The following is a 19,681-nucleotide window of genomic DNA, read 5'->3' as shown; positions in this document are numbered from 1 at the left end:
CGTGGACGCTACACGCTCTTGCCCCGAACCTGCCGGCGATCCGGCGACGATCGCGCCGCTGCTGCTCGCCTGGTACGATCGCCACCGCCGCGTGCTGCCGTGGCGGGCGCTGCCCGGCGCGGTGGCCGATCCCTATCGCGTCTGGCTGTCGGAGGTGATGCTCCAGCAGACGACGGTGGCGGCGGTGCGCCCGCGATTCGAAGCCTGGGTGGCGCGCTGGCCCGATTTCGCCTCGCTCGCCGCGGCGGACGAGGCGGAGGTGATGGCCGCCTGGGCGGGCCTTGGCTATTATGCCCGTGCCCGCAACCTCGTCGCCGCGGCGAAGGTGGTGGTGGCGGAACACGGCGGCGCGTTTCCGGCGGACGAGGCGGTGCTGCGGACGCTGCCCGGGCTCGGCGCCTATACCGCGGCGGCGGTGGCGGCGATCGCCTTCGGCCGGCGGGCGGTGGTGGTCGATGCCAATGTCGAGCGGGTGGTGGCACGCCTGTTCGCGATGTCCGAGCCGCTGCCGGGCGCCCGCACCGCGATCCGTGCGGCGGCGGACCGGATCACGCCCGAGGCCCGCGCCGGCGATTTCGCGCAGGCGATGATGGATCTGGGCTCGGGCATCTGCACCCCCCGAAAGCCGTCATGCCTGCTGTGCCCGTTGTCCGCCGCATGCCGCGCCTATCGCGAAGGCGTGGCCGAACGGCTGCCGGTGAAGGCGGCGAAGAAGGCACGGCCGCAGCGCTATGGTACCATCTTCTGGTTGCAGGACGGCGACCGCGTGCTGCTGGTGCGGCGGCCGGGCAAAGGCCTGCTCGGCGGGATGCGCGCGCTGCCGACGGGGCCGTGGATCGATACGCGACCGGCGCTGGCGGAGGCGCCGGCGGCGGTCGACTGGCGCTTGCGGAACACGACAGTCTCCCATGGTTTCACGCACTTCGACATCGAACTGGCGCTTGCCGTGGGCGAGGGGCAGGCGCATCACACCGACGGCGAATGGTGGCCGATCGCCGATCTCGATCGCGCCGGTCTGCCGACGCTGTTCGCCAAGGCCGCGGCGGCCGTGACGGGGAGAGTGGAATGAAGCGGGTCATCGCAATCGTCGGCCTGACGCTGGCCGGGCTGGCGGCGACGGCGGCCGTGGGCGGCCAGGCGCTGCGGCAGAGCGCGCCGGTCGCGCCCGCCGGGGGTGGCGATGCGCTGGGCCGCCTCGTCCTGCCGCAGACGCAGGCGTTGTTCGACGGCTATGTGCGCGACGACAAGATGCCGGGGATCGTCGCGGCCTTCGGCGTCGGCGACCGGCCGACCTGGTTCGTGTCCGCAGGCCGGATCGCGACCGACGCCGGCGCGCCGCAAGCCACGCCCGACAGCCTGTGGCGCGTCTATTCGATGACCAAGCCGGTCACCGCGATGGCGGCGATGATGCTGATCGAGGAGGGCAAGATCGGCCTCGACGATCCCGTCGCCAAATACATCCCGGCATTCAAGACGATGCGGGTCGCGACCGATCCGGAACAGAACCTCGCCAGCGTGCCCGCCGTGCGGCCGATCACCATCCGCATGCTGCTGACCCACACGTCCGGCCTCACCTACAACATCATCGCCAAGGGCGCGCTGCTGAAGGAATATGAGCGGCTCGGCATCCTGCCCGCCGCGGTCAGCGCCAGCATCGAGCCGAGCATGCGGCGCACGCGGCCCGCGACGCTCGCCGCCTTCGCCGATCAGGTCGCCAAGGCGCCGCTGATCGCGCAGCCCGGCACGGCGTGGAACTATTCGGTCGGCCTCGACGTGATGGGGCGGGTGATCGAGGTGGCGTCCGGCATGCCGTTCGACCGTTTCGTCGACACGCGCATCTTCGCGCCGCTCAAGATGACCTCCAGCTACTGGACGGTGCCGGCGGCGCAGGCGTCGCGGCTGGCGACCAATTACGCCTTCACGGGGGCGGGCCTTGCCCCGCTCGATCCCGGCGCGACCTCCGTCTACCTCCAGCCGCCGAGCTTTCCTTACGGCGGCGCCGGGCTGGTGATGTCGGCGCGCGATTACGACCGGTTCCTCCACATGCTCGCCGACGGGGGCACGCTCGACGGGGTGCGGATCATGAAGCCCGAGACGGTGCGGCTCGCCATGTCCAACCTGCTGCCGGCCGGCGTCACCTTCGGCGGGGTCGGCGGCGCGACCGGTGGCGCGTCGGCCAATGCCGTGCCGATGGGCTATGGCGCGGGCGGATCGGTCTATCTCGCCGATGGCCCCGGCGGCATGCCGTCCAGGGGGACCTATGGCTGGGGCGGTGCCGCCGGCACGGTCGCCTTCGTCGATCCCGTCAAAAAGGTGCGCGGTACGATCATGGTCAATTATTTCCCCGCCGATCGCTGGCCGGTGCGGCAGGAGACGGTGCAGGCGCTCGCCGCCGACCTGTCGCGGTTCAAGCGATGACCCCCGTGCCCGGCTTCACCGGCGGCACGCTGGATCGCGCCGATGCGTTGCGCCACGATCCTGCCGCGCTGGCGGCGAAGCTCGACTGGCGTGCGCGGCTGCTCAAGCTTGACGGTCTGACGCCGGAGGTGACGGCGGACGGCCGGCTCGCCTGGACCAGCCTTGCCGACCTGCCGGAAGCGGCGGAGGTGATCCTGCTCGGCCTCGATGGCGGGGATCGCGCGCATGTCGCCGCGCTGCTGCCCGCGAGCGGCGAGGGGACGACGCCGGCGATGCGCTCGCCCGCGCTGATGACGATGCTCGCCGCGCTCCAGCCGGGCGAGGCGGCGACCTATGCCGCGGCGCGCAGCCTGCTCGACTGGCATGCGCGCCACCGCTTCTGCGCGCGTTGCGGCGGCACCACGCACCTGTTCCGCGCCGGCTGGGGGCGCCAGTGCGACGCCTGCTACACCGAACATTTCCCGCGCGTCGACCCGGTCGTCATCATGATCGCCGAACATGACGGCCGCGCGCTGCTGGGGCGCGGCAAGGGCTGGCCGGAGGGGCGCTATTCCGCCCTCGCCGGTTTCGTCGAACCGGGCGAATCGGTGGAGGAGGCGGTGGCGCGGGAGATCGGCGAGGAGGCGGGGGTGCGGGTGCGCGATGTGCGCTACGTCGCCAGCCAGCCCTGGCCGTTCCCCTCGTCGCTGATGATCGCCTGCATCGGCGCGGCCGAGGACGATACGATCACGCTCGACACCAACGAGCTGGAGGATGCGATGTGGGTGCCGCGCGACGTGGTGCGCGCGGTGCTGGCGGGGGAACGGGGGCCGTTCCTGCCGCCGCCGCCTTATGCCATCGCCCATACGCTGCTGACGGTGTGGGCGGGGAAGGATTAGGTTCGCGCGGGATCTCGCCGCGTCGCCGCGATGGCGAAGCCCGTGATGACGTCGGCAACCGGTTACGTCCTCCCCCGCAAGGGGGAGGTGGCACGCCGAAGGCGTGACGGAGGGGCAGGTGAGCGGTGTCCTCTCCTATGCAATACGTCGCTGACCTCCCCCTCCACCACTCGCCTGCGGCGAGCGGTCCCCCTCCCCCTGGCGGGGGAGGACATAAGGCTTACCGCATCGCGGCGATCAGGTCGTCGAGGGGCGCGACGGCGAAGCTCGTCATGTCGTCGGCGAGCGCATAGGGGAGGAGCAGCGTCCGCCCGCGCACCAGCCCGCCGCAGGAATAGACGACGTTGGGCACATAGCCGTCCCACGTCTCGCCGTCCGGCTGGATCAGCGGTTCGGGCAGGCGGCCGATGACCTTGGTGGGATCGTCGCGGTCGAGCAATGCGGCGCCGATGCAATAGCTGCGCACCATGCCGACGCCATGGGTCAGCACCAGCCAGCCCTCGTCGATCTCGATCGGTGATCCGCAATTGCCGATCTGTACGAATTCCCAGGGATAGGCGGGCTGCATGATCCGCGTCGGCGTGTCCCAGGCAAGCGGCGTGTCGCTGGTGCCGTACCACAGGTTCTCGCTGTCGTGGCGGAAAAGGGCGGCGAACTTGCCGCCGATCTTGCGCGGGAACAGCGCCATCCCCTTGCCGCTCGCCACCGGCCCGTCGACCGGGTGCATGTGGAACAGGCGGAAATCGTCGGTCTGCAGCACCTCCTGCCGCGCGCGCTCACCGCTTACCGCGGTGTAGCTGCCGATATAGGTCTCGCGCCCGTCGTCCTCGCGGAAGCGGACGAGGCGCAGGTCCTCGATGCCGCGGCTCTGGCTCTCGACGACGGGGAACAGCACGGTTTCGGAAGGCTCGCGGGCGGCGCGGCAATTGAGCTGCACCAGCGCCTTGGCGCCGATCTGGCGGACCAGTTCCGGATCGGGTTCCTCCAGCACCGGCGGCACGCCCTGCGGCCCCGGCGGGTCGATCACCAGATCGTCGTCCGCCGGCCCCCAGGTGCCGGTGCGGAAGGTGACGGAGGAGAGGTGCCCCTCGCCGATCCCGCGCAACGACAGGACGAAGCGGATCGCGCCCTCCGCGCAGTCGCTCTGGTCGGGGTGGGGCACGATGCTGGGGTTGAACAGCGCCGCCGCCTCGAACGAATATTCGGCGCTGAAATAGCCGCCGATCAGGATCTTGCGCGCTTCCGAAAGATCCGCATCGAGGTTCAGCGGGCCGGATACCTCCTCGAACCGGCGCAGCAGCAGCGCGGGCACCTCGCGATGGCGGGCGCCGAGGCCTTCGAGGATGATGCCGACCATCGCGTCGACCTCGGCATCGTCCATGGTCTGGATGCGGTCGACGATCCGGTCGCCGCGTGGATGGTCCTCGACGCGGAACGGCTCCGGATCGTCGGGCAGGAACGGGCGGATCACCGTGCGCTTGGGATCGGGCAACAGCGTCGGCGAAAGGTGGCGGAGGAAGGAAGCGGCCACGTAAGTCCTCCGAAGGGAGCGGAATGGTACGTGAGACGCGCGAAGCACGCCGGAGGGTCCGACAACCTGCGTTAGAAACTGTTGCCGATCTGTTCGATGCGCATCCGGCCGTGGTCGAGCAGGCGGCGATGCGCCGCGATCCGCCGCCGCCCGGCACGGGTGCCGACCGCGTCGGCGATGGCGAGCCAGGCCATCGCCTCGCCGACGCGGCTCGCCGGTTCGCGGGCGATGCGGGGCAGTTCGGTGTCGTACGGCGCGAAATAGGCGGGCTCGCCCTGCCATGCGACCAGATGCGCGCGTGCCGCATCCAGGCTCCAGCGGTCGAGATGGATGCCGAGGTCGGCGAGCGCGCGGGCGACGCGGAAGATCAGCCAGTGAAGGTGGCCGAGCTGCACGCGCGGATCGCGAAAGGCACCCTCCGCCGCCGCCAGCGCCTCGGCATGGATGCCCCAGCCTTCGACGAAGCTTGCCGCATAGTCGATCCGGAGCGGGTGCGGCGCGGCGATCCCCTCCAGCCCCAGCTGGATCATGTGGCCGGGCAGCAGCTCGTGCGCGACGACGCTGGGCAGCGTCCACGACGGGCGGCGGCGGAGTTGCTTGAGGTCGACGATATAGGCGCCTTGCTGCGTCGGCGTGGGCACGATGCGATAGCCGTTGCGGCCGGCGGCGATCTCGGCGGGCGACAGGCTGCGTACGGCGACATCGGTGCACCAGGCGGGGACCGGGCCGACCGCTGCGGGCACGCGCATGCGGGCGGCGGCGAGGCTGCGGGCCATGTCGGCGACGGCGGCGGCGGGATCGGCGTAGAGGAACCGTTCGTCCTGCCACAAGGCGGTGAAGCGGGCGCCGATCGTCCCTTCCGCCATGCCGAGCGTCGCGAACAGGCGTGCGGCGCGGGCGTGCAGGGCGGCGAGTTCACGGGTCAGCCGCCGCTGCGCCGCACGGGGATCGACCCGCCCGAGCGGCCGCGCGAGCAGCAGCGCGTAATGGCCGGGGGTGATCGGCCCCGCATCGGGCAGCGGCCGGTAGCCGGCCTTGCGCGGGCCGGCCTGCGGCAGGGCGGCGAGTTGCGCATCGACCGCGAGCCCGGCCCGCGCGGTCAGCAGGTCGAGCCGGCGCGCGGGCGGCAACGCCCGGTCGTCGAACCCGCGCAGGCTCGCCAGCGCCTGTGCAGGCGGCAGCGTGGCGGCTCCATCGAGCGCTGCGCTGAGTTTCTCCGTGTCTTGCGCCACGGCGGACGACGGCCAGGCGAGGGACGCCCCCAGCCCGGCGATCACCGATCGCCGATCGAACGCGGTCACCGCCCCGGCGCCACGGCGTTGTTGAGCCGCGTCACCTCCGCCGCGTCACCGTCCAGCGCGATCCGCGCGGTCAGCGTCTTCGCATCCACCCCCGCCGGAGCCGTCAGCCGCACCGCCACCGTGCGCGGCTTGAGGTCCGTCGGCGCGGCGATCGGCGGGATCGCCGCCTGCGCCACGGTGCGCCCGTCGGCCGTCACCAGCGTCGCCACGCCCGCACCGGACGGCACCGAACCCAGCCCGTGCACGGTCAGCGTCACCCGCCGCCCCGCCACCATGACGTCGTCGCGGCCGATGCCGATATCGGGGCGCTGCTCGACCGGCGTCGTCGCGCGCAGCAGCTTCGCCTCGATCACCGTCGTCGCGTGCGGCGCGAAGGTCACCTGCGTCCCCGCGCTGCGCTCCAGCGGCACCGTCACCGGCGGCTGGCCGTCGACGGTGACGCTCCATTCGCCCGCGGTGACGTTCCACGTCGACATGGTCGCGCGCTGCGCCACGTCGCTGGTGTTGTAGGCGATCACCTTGAACGCCTCGCGCGTCGGGTTCGGCACCAGGATCGCGACCTGCTCCGCGGCGCCATCCCGATCGAAGCGCCAGCTTACCGTGTTGCCCGGCCACGTCTGGTTCCGGTTGAGCGCGATGCCGCCCAGCCGTTCGCGCTGCAGGATCTCGTTGGGCTGGCCGACGCGGTCGGACCACCAATGCCCCTCGGTATACATGTACTGGTGCTGCGCCTTGTCCACCCAGGCGTCGGCATGGAGCGCGGCGAGCGATGCGGTGTCGCCGTTCGCCGTCCAGGCGGTGTAGCGCGCAAAGGGATCGTTGCTCGCCGCCTTGGCGATCCGTGCGCGCAACGCCGCGCCGCCCGGCATCAGGTCGAAGGCGTTTTCGTTGAACTCGGCGATGCCATTGCCCGATTTGCCCAGCCGGGCCTGGATCGGCCGCAGGTACTTCTCGTCGCCGGTGAAGCGCCACGACGCCCAGGCCGCCTGCAACGGCGTGGATACGCCGCCACCGTCGCCGACCCGCGTCGCGTCCGTGTCCCAGTTGATCTCGTTGGGGTAGCTCCACGTGCCGTCCGAGCCTTGCGTGCCGTGCGCCATCCAGCCGTCGATCACACCGGTGACGAGGCCGCGCGCCGCGGGACTCGCGTTGTAGAGGCCGAGCAGGATCGGCCCGTGCAGGACGGTGAAGCTGTACGGCTTTTGCCAGGCGAAGGCGCCCTGGCGGTACATCTTGCGCCCGCCATACCAGTTGGTGGCGAAATGCAGGTGCCCGGCCGGGTTCTTCAGGATCACGCCCTGCAACGCCCGCGTCGTCTCCATGATCCGCTCGAGCGCCTTGGGTTCGCCCCAATTGAGGTAGAGCCGCTCGGCGTCCGAGTTGAGCCCTTCTTCATAGGCATGCAGTTCGTCGGTGGTGATATAGCCGAGGCCGTTCACCCGCATGCCGTTCCGGAACACCGCGTCGGACAGCGCGACGAGCGAGGCGTTCACCTTGTCCGGCGCGACGCCCATCAGCGCCAGGCCCGGCCATTGCTGGGTAAGGTCGGTATCGTCGGAGATGCCGCCGCCGAAGTCGCCATAGGGCACCTGGCGGTGGTCGATCCACCACAGCACGAAGTCGCGCGTGATCTTGAGGTCGTCGAGCTGCCGCGCCGCCCAGTCCGGCACGCCCGCAGGGATCGCCGGCAACGCGACCTTCGGCAGGTTCTCCGGCCGATAATTGATGTCCGCCCAATAGGCGCGGCCCTGTTCGTGATCGGGATCGACGCGCAGCAGGTCGGAGATGTCGGCGAAGACGCGGCGGTACAGCGCCTCGCGCTTGGAGGCGGTATGTTCCTCGACCAGGAAGCCCCAATTGTCGCGCACCTGGTTGAAGCGGTCGGCGACATGCTCCGCCACCGCCTCGCTGCGCGGCTTGAAGACCAGGCGGATCTTCGCCCCGTCCAGGCTCTGCGCGTCGAAATCCGGCGCGGCGGATGCGATGGTCAGGAACAGTCCGTCGTTCGGCAGGATGCGATCGCGCAGGTCCAGCCACAGGGTGCGTGCCTGGTTGGGGCGCACCGATACCGACAGGTCGATCATCGCGCGCGCCGGCCAGATCGGATCGGCGACGCGGATGTTGAGCGCGATCAGCCCGCGCGCATCGGGCTTTGCGTCTAGCGCCGGGATGTCGATGGCGATGCCGTCGAGCCCGTCGTGCACGTTCTGCCAGCCGTAATCCCAGGCGCGCGCCAGCGGCTTGTCGGGATAGGCGTCGCCGAAGCTCGCCGGAATCAGCACATGGACGATCGGCTTGCCCGGCGCGCGCTGCATGGCGCCGCCGGCGGCGCCCGCGGCGCCGGCGCCGACCGCCACCTTCATCCCCGACGACGGCATCGCCAGCACCGTCGCCCGCTCGTCGGCGGGGAAGCGGCCAGCGATATAGGCGTTGAGCGGGTCGAGGCTGGCGAGCCGCGGCGAGGCCTTGGCATCGACGGTGTAGGCGAGCTTGAAGCTGCCCGCAGGCTCCGCCTCGCCCGCCACGTCATAGGCCCAGATCTCCTGGATCGGCTGCTCCTGCATCGTGTTGACGAAGCTCAGCGTGCCGCCCGTCCGCCCGGCCAGCGCATCGACGCTGCGCACGACGCCCCTGGACCGGCCGGCGACCTTGCGGTCGTTCCACAGCAGGTCGCCATAGGCCGCGCCGCGGATCTCGACGCGGTTGAAGCGCTGGCCGGCGGGCACGGTCAGGTCGTAGCGCTTGCCGCCCTCGACATAGACGTTCCAGTCGGGGAGTTCGAAATAATCGTCGCGGCCGGGCAGCTTGGAGCGGTTGTAGACGCCGGGCCAGGTCGTCTCGGCGATGCCGTCGACGCCCTTGTACATCCATTCCTTGAGGTCCCTGGCATCGGCGAATTCGATGCGGCGGACGCGCGTCACCGGATCGCCGAGCACCGGCGGTGCACCCGTGTCCCAGCCATAGCGGTGCAGCCAGGCGGTGCGTTCGGCGACGGCATCGCGCGGCGCGGTGATCGTCGGCTCCTGCTTGGCGGCGAGCGCGGCGACGTCGGCGGCGGGTAGCATGTGATCGTAGACACGGATCTCGTCGAGGTCGCTGCCGCGCATGAAATTGTAGCGGCTCTGCACCTGATGCGGCGAGATGACGCGGCCGGCCATGCCGAACTGGTCGAGGCCGGAATCGAGGTCGGCCTTTTGCGTGAGTTTCGCCACTTCCTTGCCGTCGACGAACAGGCGCACGCCCTGCGTCTCGTCCCAGGCGAAGGCGATGTGGCTCCACTGCTCGGGCGTCGGCGGCGTCGGCATCCGCCACGACACGCGCAGGCGCGACAGATTGGCGTCGGTGACGAAGGCATCGAAACCGTGGCCGTTCCAGTCGATGCGCAGGAACGCCATGTCCCAGCTGGTGTGGTCGGCGAAGCCGGCGCGGAAGATGACGAAGGGGGCGTCGGTCACGGCCTCGCGCGCGCGCCAGAAGAAGGCGAGCGTGCCGGCTTGCGCGATCATGTTGCCCGGCGCCTTCCAAGCCACATAGCCCTCGTCCGCCCAGCGTGCCGCGCCGCCGATCGCGCCATCGGGCGTGACCGTCACCGCGCTGCGGAAATTGGGGACGGGGTCGCCGCCGGCGCGATCGGCGGTGAGGTCCTTGTCGGCGGAGACGCGGAAGAGGAGGCCATCCTGCGCCATGGCGGGCGTCGCGAGCAGCGCGGTGGCGAGCGCGAGGGTCGAAATGAGCTTCAAGAAACCTCTCCGGGTGTCACCCTCACCCAGCGCCGCCTTCGGCGTCTATCCCTCTCCCGACGGGAGAGGGAGGGAGGCGCGGAACGCGCCGGAAGGGTGAGGGTGATTTGACGGTTTAGGCGGCATCCACCCGCGCGAGGCGCGGGCTGAGCAGGTGGATGACGATCACCGCGACCAGATAGGTCGAACCGGCGACCGCGAAGATCGGCGTGTAGCTGTGCGTCGTTTCGAGGATGTAGCCGGTGAACTTCGACATCAGCATGCCGCCGACCGCGCCCAGCGTTCCGCCGATGCCGATCACCGAACCCACGGCGGCGCGCGGGAACATGTCCGACGGCAGGGTGTAGAGGTTGGCCGAGAACGCCTGGTGCGCGGCGGTGGCGAGGCCGACGATGGCGACCGCGATCCACACGTTGCTGGCATATTGGGCGAAGAAGATCGGCATCACCAGGATCGCGCAGACCAGCATGGTCAGCTTGCGCGCGGCATTGGCGGTAAGGCCGCGCTTCATCAGCCGCGACGACGACCAGCCGCCCGCCACCGAACCGATATCGGAGATGAGGTAGATCGCGACCAGCGGCGGGCCGAAGCTCTTGAGGTCGAGGTTGTAGGTCTTGCCGAGGAAATCGGGCGTCCAGAACAGGAACAGCCACCAGACCGGATCGATCAGGAACTTGCCGAGCGCGAACGCCCAGGTTTCGCGATAGCGGATCAGCTTGCCCCAGGCGATCGGCTGGACGGGATCGGCAGGATCGCTCTCGATATAGGCGAGCTCGTCGGCGCTGACCTTGGTGCTCTCGCGCGGGCGGCGGTACAGCGCGATCCAGGCGACCAGCCAGCCGAGGCTGGCGATGCCGGTGATGACGAACGCCATGCGCCAGCCGAGGCCCAGGTCGATGACGATCCACGGCACGACCAAAGGCGTGACGATCGCGCCGATATTGGCGCCGGCGTTGAAGACACCGGTGGCGAGCGCGCGCTCCTTGGCGGGGAACCATTCGGTCACCGCCTTGATGCCGGCGGGGAAGTTGCCGCTTTCGCCGATGCCGAGCAAGGCGCGGGCGAGGCTGAACTGGAACGCCGAATTGACGAAGCCGCACAGGATATGCCCGGCGGTCCAGATCACGAAGGCGATCGAATAGCCGATGCGCGCGCCCAGAACGTCGACGATCTTGCCGAAGCTCAGATAGCCGATCGCATAGGCTGCCTGGAACCAGAAGATGACGTCGGCATAGGTCGTTTCCGACCAGCCGAGTTCGGTGGAGATGGTCGGCTTCAGCACGCCGATCATCTGCCGGTCGACATAGTTGATCGCGGTCGCTGCGAACAGCAATCCGCAGATCACCCAGCGATACCGCCCCACGGTGGAGGCGGCGGCGGCGATCTGCGCTTCCTGCCGCGCCCGGTCGCTGCCCCGCTCGTGTCTCGTCGCCATCCTTGTCTCCGTTTGCGAGAGGCTTCTTAGCGAGCCTTGATCGTGCAGCCGATCGTGTAGCGGCCGTCGAATGTTGCGGCAACGGTATCCCCGACCGCCACCGGGTGCACGCCCGTCACCGCGCCGGTCGATATCCACTGGCCGGGGTGCAGCGCGATGCCGCGTGCCGCCATATGTTCGAACAGGAAGCGGGCGGCGCCGATCGGGCCGTCCAGCATCGTCGCGGCGGTGGCCGCGCCGATCCGCGTGCCGTTGATGTCGAGCGTGATCGGCCAGGCGTTGAGGTCGGTCGAGCGCCAGTCGGCGATGTTCTCGCCGACGATCAACCCGTAGTTGTTGCCGAAATCGGAGATGGTGACCGTCGGCCCGTGCGTGTTGATGCCGGGGAAGGGCGAACTCGCGATCTCGATGCCGATGTGCACGGCATCGATCAGCGCGCGCGCCTCGTCCATCGTGTAGCTGGTCTTGGCGGGTTCGGGGGCGGTGCCGATGCGGATCAGGAATTCCGCTTCCGCCGCGCCGAAGCCATCGGCGAAGATCGGCATCTCCAGCGTGCCGTCGGTCGCGTCGAACACCGTGTCGGCGAAGATCGGGCCGCTCAACCGGTCGATGCCGTCGACCGGCGGGTTGATCCGCCCGACCTTCCATCCCGCGACGGCGCCGCTGGCAAGATCGAGCGCGGCATCCTGCACGCGATAGGCGGTGGCGAGGTCGGGCGGGATGGTGCCCGGATAGTCGGGCAGCGCACGGCCGTCGCGGCGCGCCTCGACGAAGGCGCGGGCGGTATCCTGGACGGAAGCGGAATCGGTCTGTGGCATCATGTCGGGCTGAACGCCCCCCTCTCGCTGATCTTCTGTTCTGGTCGGAAGGCTATTGGAAACCGGTGTCATTGACAAGCGTCCGCTTGGCCCAGCCATCGAAACACACATTCGGGGCTAGCCGAAGAGCGCGCTCCAGCGCGCCTCATGGGCCGCCACCGCCGCGCGTTCGATCGCGGCGAGCAGCGGCGCATCGCCCGCGACCTGCGGCGGCAGGCCGAGGCCGGCTTCGACCAGGCGGCGGACGACGGCGACCGGGTCGGCATCGCTTGCCGCAGCCGCCAGCCGGTCGGCGGCGGGATCGGCGATGGCGATGCCGGCGCGGGTGCGCGCGATGAGGAAGGCGACCCAGCCGCCCAGCGCGGCGGCGACATGTGCGGGCAGGCGACCGGCGGCGCGATTGGCCGACAGCGTGTCACCGAGGCGGTACGGCAGCTTCTGCGAGCCGTCGATCGCGATCTGGTCGAGCCGGTGGACGATCGCCGGATTGCGGAACCGGTCCAGCACCGCGGTGCGATAGGCGTCGAGGTCGAGTCCCGCGACCTGCGGCAGCATGGGAATGATGTCGTCGCGGATCATCGCATCGACAAAACGGGCGAGATCGGCATCCGCCATCGCCTCGGCGACGCTGGCATGGCCGCGCAGCAGGCCGAGATAGGCGAGCGTCGAATGCGCGCCGTTGAGGATGCGCAGCTTCGCCTTCTCGTAGCCGGCGACGTCGCTCGTGACGGTGGCGCCCGCCGCGGCGAGATCGGGACCGAGCGGTATGCCGATGTCCTGGATCACCCATTGCGTGAAGCGTTCGCGCTGCACGGCGGCGCGGTCCTTGACGCCCAGCGCGTCGGCGACGGCTGTGTAGAGCGCTTCGTCGGAGGCGGGCGTGATCGAATCGACCATGGTCGAGGGGACGCGCACCTCGCCCGCGATCCAGTCGGCGAGGGCCCCGTCCTGCGCGCGGGCGAAGGCGACCAATGCGGCGTGCAGCTTGGCGCCGTTGCTCGCCAGATTGTCGCACGGCATCGGCACGAACGGCTTGGCGCCCACGGCGCGGCGCGCGGCGAGGCCGGCGACGATCCAGCCGACCACGCTCGCCGGCACCGCCGCGCCGGCGAGGTCGCGGACGATATCGGGATGGGTCATGTCGAGCGTACCGTCGCCGGCGAGGCAATAGCCCTTTTCGGTCACCGTCGTGGTGACGAGGCCGACGGCGGGATCGGCGAGCAGCGCATGCGTCTCGGCCGCCGCATCGGGGGCGAGGAAGCGGCGGTGCGCGCCGATCACGCGCATATCCGATTCGGCATCGCGGATCGCCAGCGTGTAGAGGCCGTCCTGCCGTTCCAGTGCCTCGACGGTGCCGCGGCTGCGCATCGAGACGGCGGCGATGCCCCAGCGCGGATCGTGCTCCAGCACGGTGTCGACATAGGCCGCCTGATGCGCACGGTGGAAGGCGCCGGGGCCGAAATGGACGATGCCGACGCCCGGGGTGGCACGGCCGCGCGGGGCGGCGATGGCGGTCGGCAGCTGGCCCAGCGTCGCGTGGCTCAGTCGGTTCATAACGTCACACCCCGTTTCCAGATCGCGATCTCGCGTTCGTCGTTGGTTTCGGCCGCAGTCGGCGCGCCCGATGCAATGGCACAGATCCGCGCCAGCAGCATCGATTCCGCCTCGACGAAGCCCTGGTCGAGCACCGCGCCCGCGTCAAAATCGATCCAGCCGGGCTTGCGCGCGGCGAGATCGGAATTGGAGGCGATCTTCACCGTCGGCACCGGAAAGCCCAGCGGCGTGCCGCGGCCGGTGGTGAACAGGATCGCGGTCGCCCCCGCTGCCGCCAGCGCGGTGGAGGAAACGGCGTCGTTGCCCGGCGCCTCCAGCAGCGTCAGGCCCTGTTTGCGAATACGGGCGCCATAGCCGATCACGTCGGTGACGATGCCGCGCCCCGCCTTCTGCACCGCGCCGAGCGACTTTTCCTCCAGCGTGGTGATGCCGCCGGCGACGTTGCCGGGCGAGGGATTTTCGCTGATCGGCTCGCCGTGATCGATGAAATACTGGCGGAAGCCGTTGATGACTCCGACCATCGATCCGAACACGCCCTCATCGACCGCCCGATCCATCAGCATCTGTTCGGCGCCGAACATCTCGGGCACCTCGGTGAAGACGACGCGGCCGCCCGCCTCGACCACCCGGTCGCTGATCCGGCCGACCAGCGGGTTGGCGGTCAATCCCGACAGGCCGTCGGACCCGCCGCATTTGACGCCGAGCACCAGCCGGTCGATGCCCACCGTCTGCCGCGGGCATGCCGCCTGTGCCGCCAGTTCGGCGACCAGCGCGCAGCCTTCCTCCACCTCGTCGGTGCTGAACTGCGCGGTGAGATAGCGGATCGCGCCGTGCCGTTCGGGCGGGATGGCCGCGAGCAGCTCCTTGACCTGGTTCTCTTCGCAGCCGAGCCCGACCAGCAGCACGCCGCCGGCATTGGGGTGGCAGGCGAGGCTGGCGAGGATCGCACGCACGCCGTCGAGGTCGTGGCCAAGCTGCGAACAGCCGTGCGGATGGGTGAAGGCATGAACGCCGTCGACCTGCCCGGCGAGCGCGGCACCTGCCTGTTTGGCGATCCGTTCGGCGGTGCGCGCGACGCAGCCGACGGTCGGCAGGATCCAGATCTCGTTGCGGGTGCCGACACGGCCGTCGGCGCGGACATAGCCTTCGAATGTCGCGGGCGATCGCGGCTCTGGCGCGGGCGGCGCGACGGGGGCGTAGCGGTAGCTTTCGGTCCCCGACAGGCCGGTCGCGAGGTTTTCGCTGTGGACGTGCTCGCCCGGCCGGATGCTGCGGCGGGCGCGGCCGATCGGAAAGCCGAACTTGACCACCGGCTGATCGGCTTCGACCGCGGTCAGCGCGACCTTGTGGCCGCGCGGCACGTCTGCGGTCAGCACGACGTCGCCGATGCGGTCGCCGGCATGGCCGTCTTCGAGCAGCGTCGCCACGCTGTCGCCCGGAGCGATCGTAAGCGCCTTGGTCATGGATCCTCTCTCGTTCCGCAATTTGGGAACCGGTGTCAATTTCATGGCGGATATGCGCGGCGAGTGCAAGTCGCCGGGCTGGCGCGGCCGTCCCGCCCTCGCTATCGTCGCCCCCATGCGCAAATCCGGCCAGCCGACGATCAACGACGTGGCCCGGATCGCGGGCGTGTCCAAGAAGACGGTCAGCCGCGTCATCAACCGTTCGCCGCTGCTCAACGACGAAACCCGCAAGCGCGTCGAGGACGTGATCGGCGAGCTCGGCTATACTCCCAATCCGCAGGCGCGGGCGCTGGCGCTCCGGCGCAATTTCCTGATCGGCCTCGTCCACGACAATCCCAATGCGCAGACGGTGATGAACGTCCAGCAAGGCATGCTGGAGGCGCTGCACGACACCGAATTCGAGATGGTGGTGCGCCCGCTCGACCGCGGTTCGGCGACGATGCTGGAGGATCTGCGCCACTTCCTCGAACGCCAGCGGCTGTTCGGCGTGCTGCTGATGCCGCCGATCAGCGAGAACGACACGGTGGCGCGGCTGTGCGTCGATATCGGCTGCCGCTATGTCCGTATGGGTTCGGCGGCGCTCGACGGGCCGGATCATATGGTCGCCTCCAACGACCGCGAGGCGGTGCGCGCCGCGACCGATTACCTGATCGCGCAGGGCCACCGCCGCATCGGCTTTGTCGGCGGCCCGCACGGCTTCCGGTCGGCGCGCGAACGCCGCGCCGGGTTCGAGGAGGCGCTGGGCGCGGCGGGCATCGCCATGCCGCGCAGCATGATCGCCGACGGCAATTATACGTTCGAATCGGGGTTGGTCGCCGCCGAGCGGCTGCTCGACGTGATCCCGCGGCCGACGGCGATCTTTTCCAGCAACGACGAGATGGCGGCGGGCGTGATCCACGCCGCCCGCCAGCGTGGACTCGACATCCCGCGCGACCTGTCGATCATCGGCTTCGACGACACGCCGATCGCCGCCCACGTCTGGCCGCCGCTGACGACGGTCCGCTGGCCGATCGCCTCCATGGCGCGTTCGGCGGCGCTGAAGCTGATCGCCGGCGAACAGGAAGGCGAGGGGGACGTCGAGGAGCCGTCGCTGTTCCTGTCGACCTTGATCCGGCGCGGCTCGGTGGCTTCGCCGGGGAGTTGACCCATTCCTCCCCGGCACGGGGAGGGGGACCGTTCGGCGCAGCCGAATGGTGGAGGGGGCTCTCCACTCAGGAGGTCGCTTGTGGATGCCCCCCTCCGTCGGCGCTATGCGCCGCCACCTCCCCGTGCCGGGGAGGAATGGCAGAGGTTGCGCCTGAACCTGACACCGGTTACCAGCACGCAACCCGCAGAGCGACGGAGAGGAACAGGCGATGACGCGCCCGCTGGAATTGCACCCCGATCGGCTGTTTCCCGCCGACCCGACCACCCGTGCCATCGCGCGGACGCTCTATGCCGAAATCGCCGACCTGCCGATCGTCAGCCCGCACGGCCACACCGATCCGACCTGGTTTGCGGACAACCACAACTGGACCGATGCGACCACGCTGCTGCTCGCGCCGGATCATTACCTGTACCGCATGCTCTACAGCCAGGGCGTCGACCTGGACGCGCTGGCGATCCCGCGGCGCGACGGGGTGCCGGCGACCGACCGGCGTGCCGCGTGGCGCCTGTTCGCCGATCATTACCACCTGTTCCGCGGCACGCCGTCACGCATGTGGCTCGACCATGTGTTCGCCGAGGTGTTCGGCTTGGAGGTCGCCTTCGAGCCCGCCACCGCCGACCTGTATTTCGACACGATCGGGGACAAGCTCGCCACCGAGGCCTTTCGTCCGCGTGCGCTGTTCGACCGGTTCCGCATCGATTTCCTCGCCACCACCGAAGGGGCGCAGGACAGCCTCGACGCGCACCACCGCATCCGGGAGAGCGGCTGGAACGGCCGCGTCGTCACCACCTACCGCCCCGACGGCGTCATCGACGTCGAGCACGAACAGTTCGCAGGCGCGATGCGGCGCTTCGCCGAACTGACCGGCGAGGACGTCTATAGCTGGCAGGGATATCTCGCCGCGCATCGCAAGCGCCGTGCCGACTTTCGCGCGGCGGGGGCGACCGCGACCGACCACGGCCACCCGACCGCGGCGACCGCCAACCTGTCGACGGCCGAGTGCGAGGCGCTGTTCGCGCGCATCAACGGCGATGACTGGACCGCCGCCGATGCCGAACTCTTCCGCGCGCAGATGCTGACCGAGATGGCGGCGATGAGCGCCGAGGACGGCATGGTCATGCAGATCCACCCCGGATCGGTGCGCAACCACAATGCCGGCCTGTTCGCCAGCCATGGCCGGGACAAGGGCGCCGACATCCCCGGCCGCACCGATTACGTCCATGCGCTGAAGCCGCTGCTCGACCGGTTCGGCACCGCGCGCGACCTGTCGATCATCCTCTTCACGCTCGACGAGAGCGTCTATGCCCGCGAACTCGCGCCGCTCGCCGGCCATTATCCGTGCCTGAAGCTGGGGCCGAGCTGGTGGTTCCACGACAGCCCCGAGGGCATGCGCCGCTTCCGCGAAATGACGACGGAAACCGCCGGCTTCTACAACACCGTCGGCTTCAACGACGACACCCGCGCCTTCCTGTCGATCCCCGCACGACACGACGTCGCGCGACGGATCGACTGCGGCTTCCTCGCCCGCCTCGTCGCCGAGCATCGGCTGGAGGATTGGGAGGCGGCCGACCTCGCGCACGAACTCACCAGCGGCCTCGTCCGCCGCGCCTATCGCATCGATGCACAGGGTGATAAGGGCTTGGGAAGCTCTTCCACTATGTGCAACGGCACCGCCGCCTAAGGAGTCCCCATGTTCGATCGCACCTATTACGCCACCCATCCCGATATGATGGAGTGCGTCTCCAACGACGAACTGCGTGACCGCTACCTGATCCAGAACCTGTTCCGCGCCGGTGAGTGCGTGCTGAACTACACGCATGCCGACCGCTTCGTGATCGGTGGCGTCCATGTGGAGAGCGGCAGCGTCGCGCTGCCCGCGCAGGAAGAGCCGGCGTCGGCGAAGGGCCACCCCTTCCTGGAACGCCGCGAGCTCGCGATCGTCAACGTGTCCGCGGTCGAAGGGACCGTCACCGTCGACGGCGAGACCTTCACGCTCGGCAACAAGGACTGCCTGTACGTGACGATGGGCGCCAAGGACGTCCAGTTCTCGGGCGACGGCGCGCGCTTCTATCTGGCGTCCTGCCCGGCGCATAAGGCGTTCGAAACCCGCAAGCTCGGCATCGCCGACGCCAACGCGCTGGAGCGTGGCAGCCTGGAGGAATCGAACGAGCGGACGATCTACCAGCTCGTCATCCCCGGCGTGTGCGACAGCGCGCAGCTGGTGATGGGCCTCACCGTGCTGAAGCCGGGCAGCGTGTGGAACACCATGCCGCCGCACATCCACGAGCGCCGCAGCGAGATCTATTTCTACTTCGAACTCGACGACCTCGATAAGGATCGCGTGTTCCACTATATGGGTGAGGGCGAGGCGACCCGCCATATCGTCATGGCGAACGAGGAAGCGGTGATCAGCCCGCCCTGGTCGATCCACATGGGTTCGGGGACCAAGTCCTACGCCTTCATCTGGGCGATGGCGGGCGAGAACCAGGACTATACCGACATGAACGTCCTCGACATCTGCCAGCTGGCGTGAGCGGGATGGCCAATCCCTTCGATCTGACGGGCAAGGTCGCGATCGTCACCGGCGCCAACACCGGCATCGGCCAGGCGATCGCGGTGGCGCTCGCCGCCGCGGGTGCCGACGTCGCCTGCGTCGGCCGTACGCCGGCCGAAGAGACGGTGCGGCAGATCCGCGATCTCGGCCGCCGTGCCGAGATCGTCTCCGCCGACCTGTCGAGCATCGAGCCGGTGGCACGCGTCGTCGACGAGACGGTGACCAAGCTCGGTGGGCTGGACATCCTCGTCAACAATGCCGGCATCATCCGCCGGGCCGACGCGGTCGATTTCACCGAGGAGGATTGGGACGCGGTCGTCGACACCAACCTCAAGTCGGTGTTCTTCCTCTGCCAGGCGGCGGGCCGGCACATGATCGCACGCCATGAGAAAGAGGGCGGCGGCGGCAAGATCATCAACATCGCCTCGATGCTGACCTTCCAGGGCGGTATCCGGGTGCCGAGCTATACCGCGTCCAAGAGCGGCATCGGCGGCCTGACCAAGCTGCTCGCCAACGAATGGGCGGGTAAGGGCGTCAACGTCAACGCGATCGCGCCGGGCTATATCGCCACCAACAACACTGCGGCACTGCAGGCCGACGAGGTGCGCAACAAGAGCATCCTCGATCGCATCCCCGCCGGCAAATGGGGCGATCCGCAGGACCTCGGCGGTGCGGCGGTGTTCCTCGCCAGCCGCGCGGCGGATTACGTGCAGGGGCATATCCTTGCCGTGGACGGCGGTTGGCTGGCACGGTGAAGTAACGATCCTCCCCGGTACGGGGAGGGGGACCGCGCCGCGCAGCGGCGGGGTGGAGGGGCAGCCGCAGGCGATGACTTGCTTGGC

14 protein-coding genes are annotated in these 19,681 nt (G+C 69.6%); 7 read left to right on the top strand and 7 right to left on the bottom strand.

What is annotated here, in order from left to right:
* The first annotated feature begins 1 nt into the window (after position 1).
* Genes ACTZQ5_RS06440 through nudC form a run of 3 tightly spaced genes read left to right on the top strand, consistent with a single transcriptional unit; the run spans position 2 to position 3,296 of the window.
* A complete protein-coding gene (locus ACTZQ5_RS06440; protein ID WP_443584336.1) occupies positions 2–1,069 on the top strand; it encodes an A/G-specific adenine glycosylase in 1,068 nt (355 codons plus the stop codon).
* Positions 1,066–2,418 carry a serine hydrolase domain-containing protein gene (locus tag ACTZQ5_RS06435; protein WP_443584335.1) on the top strand — a complete coding sequence of 451 codons (1,353 nt, stop codon included), beginning with the start codon at positions 1,066–1,068 and terminating at the stop codon, positions 2,416–2,418. Before ACTZQ5_RS06440 ends, ACTZQ5_RS06435 begins: the two co-directional genes overlap by 4 nt.
* A complete protein-coding gene (gene nudC / locus ACTZQ5_RS06430) occupies positions 2,415–3,296 on the top strand; it encodes an NAD(+) diphosphatase (RefSeq protein WP_443584334.1) in 882 nt (293 codons plus the stop codon). The genes ACTZQ5_RS06435 and nudC overlap by 4 nt, the downstream gene beginning before the upstream one ends.
* A gap of 220 nt (positions 3,297–3,516) precedes the next feature.
* On the opposite strand, the gene ACTZQ5_RS06425 is transcribed toward nudC, so the two are convergent.
* From ACTZQ5_RS06425 to ACTZQ5_RS06395, 7 genes are all read right to left on the bottom strand, one after another.
* Positions 3,517–4,827, bottom strand: coding sequence for a glycoside hydrolase family 130 protein (locus tag ACTZQ5_RS06425; RefSeq protein WP_443584333.1), 1,311 nt, complete (start codon positions 4,825–4,827; stop codon positions 3,517–3,519).
* 71 nt (positions 4,828–4,898) lie between these two features.
* Positions 4,899–6,128 carry a DUF885 family protein gene (locus ACTZQ5_RS06420; protein ID WP_443584332.1) on the bottom strand — a complete coding sequence of 410 codons (1,230 nt, stop codon included), beginning with the start codon at positions 6,126–6,128 and terminating at the stop codon, positions 4,899–4,901.
* Positions 6,125–9,814, bottom strand: coding sequence for a LamG-like jellyroll fold domain-containing protein (locus ACTZQ5_RS06415; protein ID WP_443584512.1), 3,690 nt, complete (start codon positions 9,812–9,814; stop codon positions 6,125–6,127). Before ACTZQ5_RS06415 ends, ACTZQ5_RS06420 begins: the two co-directional genes overlap by 4 nt.
* 169 nt (positions 9,815–9,983) lie before the next feature.
* Entirely contained in the window at positions 9,984–11,303 is a 1,320-nt protein-coding gene (locus tag ACTZQ5_RS06410) for an MFS transporter (protein WP_443584331.1), read from the bottom strand.
* Positions 11,304–11,329: 26 nt separating this feature from the next.
* Positions 11,330–12,124, bottom strand: coding sequence for a 2-keto-4-pentenoate hydratase (locus ACTZQ5_RS06405; RefSeq protein ID WP_443584330.1), 795 nt, complete (start codon positions 12,122–12,124; stop codon positions 11,330–11,332).
* A gap of 114 nt (positions 12,125–12,238) precedes the next feature.
* On the bottom strand, positions 12,239–13,675 hold the full coding sequence (locus ACTZQ5_RS06400) for a mannitol dehydrogenase family protein (RefSeq protein ID WP_443584329.1): 1,437 nt from the start codon (positions 13,673–13,675) through the stop codon (positions 12,239–12,241).
* Positions 13,672–15,138 carry a UxaA family hydrolase gene (locus ACTZQ5_RS06395; RefSeq protein WP_443584328.1) on the bottom strand — a complete coding sequence of 489 codons (1,467 nt, stop codon included), beginning with the start codon at positions 15,136–15,138 and terminating at the stop codon, positions 13,672–13,674. Before ACTZQ5_RS06395 ends, ACTZQ5_RS06400 begins: the two co-directional genes overlap by 4 nt.
* 115 nt (positions 15,139–15,253) lie before the next feature.
* Between ACTZQ5_RS06395 and ACTZQ5_RS06390 the strand changes: the two genes are divergently transcribed.
* The 4 genes from ACTZQ5_RS06390 to kduD all read left to right on the top strand — a co-directional run bounded on the left by ACTZQ5_RS06390 (position 15,254) and on the right by kduD (position 19,594).
* The gene (locus ACTZQ5_RS06390; protein ID WP_443584327.1) at positions 15,254–16,282 is read left to right on the top strand and encodes a LacI family DNA-binding transcriptional regulator; all 1,029 of its coding nucleotides are present in this window, start codon (positions 15,254–15,256) and stop codon (positions 16,280–16,282) included.
* Positions 16,283–16,493: 211 nt separating this feature from the next.
* A complete protein-coding gene (uxaC, locus tag ACTZQ5_RS06385; protein ID WP_443584326.1) occupies positions 16,494–17,966 on the top strand; it encodes a glucuronate isomerase in 1,473 nt (490 codons plus the stop codon).
* Between the two features lie 9 nt (positions 17,967–17,975).
* A complete protein-coding gene (gene kduI / locus ACTZQ5_RS06380) occupies positions 17,976–18,818 on the top strand; it encodes a 5-dehydro-4-deoxy-D-glucuronate isomerase (protein ID WP_443584325.1) in 843 nt (280 codons plus the stop codon).
* Positions 18,819–18,823: 5 nt separating this feature from the next.
* Complete coding sequence (gene kduD, locus ACTZQ5_RS06375) at positions 18,824–19,594, top strand: 2-dehydro-3-deoxy-D-gluconate 5-dehydrogenase KduD (RefSeq protein ID WP_443584324.1); 771 nt, start codon at positions 18,824–18,826, stop codon at positions 19,592–19,594.
* Positions 19,595–19,681 lie beyond the last annotated feature (87 nt).

The organism is Sphingomonas cellulosilytica (genome assembly GCF_052321755.1).
Lineage (GTDB): Bacteria > Pseudomonadota > Alphaproteobacteria > Sphingomonadales > Sphingomonadaceae > Sphingomonas.
Note: the sequence above shows the minus strand (reverse complement) of the source record. Positions and strands in the feature narration are given on the sequence as shown.

What these genes read in the sequence shown, in the direction of transcription:
- ACTZQ5_RS06410 (WP_443584331.1), bottom strand. Translation starts at nt 11,303, where the DNA reads ATGGCGACGAGACACGAGCGGGGCAGCGACCGGGCGCGGCAGGAAGCG.
- ACTZQ5_RS06400 (WP_443584329.1), bottom strand. Translation starts at nt 13,675, where the DNA reads ATGAACCGACTGAGCCACGCGACGCTGGGCCAGCTGCCGACCGCCATC.
- ACTZQ5_RS06415 (WP_443584512.1), bottom strand. Translation starts at nt 9,814, where the DNA reads ATGGCGCAGGATGGCCTCCTCTTCCGCGTCTCCGCCGACAAGGACCTC.
- nudC (WP_443584334.1), top strand. Translation starts at nt 2,415, where the DNA reads ATGACCCCCGTGCCCGGCTTCACCGGCGGCACGCTGGATCGCGCCGAT.
- ACTZQ5_RS06390 (WP_443584327.1), top strand. Translation starts at nt 15,254, where the DNA reads ATGCGCAAATCCGGCCAGCCGACGATCAACGACGTGGCCCGGATCGCG.
- ACTZQ5_RS06405 (WP_443584330.1), bottom strand. Translation starts at nt 12,124, where the DNA reads ATGATGCCACAGACCGATTCCGCTTCCGTCCAGGATACCGCCCGCGCC.
- uxaC (WP_443584326.1), top strand. Translation starts at nt 16,494, where the DNA reads ATGACGCGCCCGCTGGAATTGCACCCCGATCGGCTGTTTCCCGCCGAC.
- kduI (WP_443584325.1), top strand. Translation starts at nt 17,976, where the DNA reads ATGTTCGATCGCACCTATTACGCCACCCATCCCGATATGATGGAGTGC.
- ACTZQ5_RS06435 (WP_443584335.1), top strand. Translation starts at nt 1,066, where the DNA reads ATGAAGCGGGTCATCGCAATCGTCGGCCTGACGCTGGCCGGGCTGGCG.
- ACTZQ5_RS06395 (WP_443584328.1), bottom strand. Translation starts at nt 15,138, where the DNA reads ATGACCAAGGCGCTTACGATCGCTCCGGGCGACAGCGTGGCGACGCTG.
- kduD (WP_443584324.1), top strand. Translation starts at nt 18,824, where the DNA reads ATGGCCAATCCCTTCGATCTGACGGGCAAGGTCGCGATCGTCACCGGC.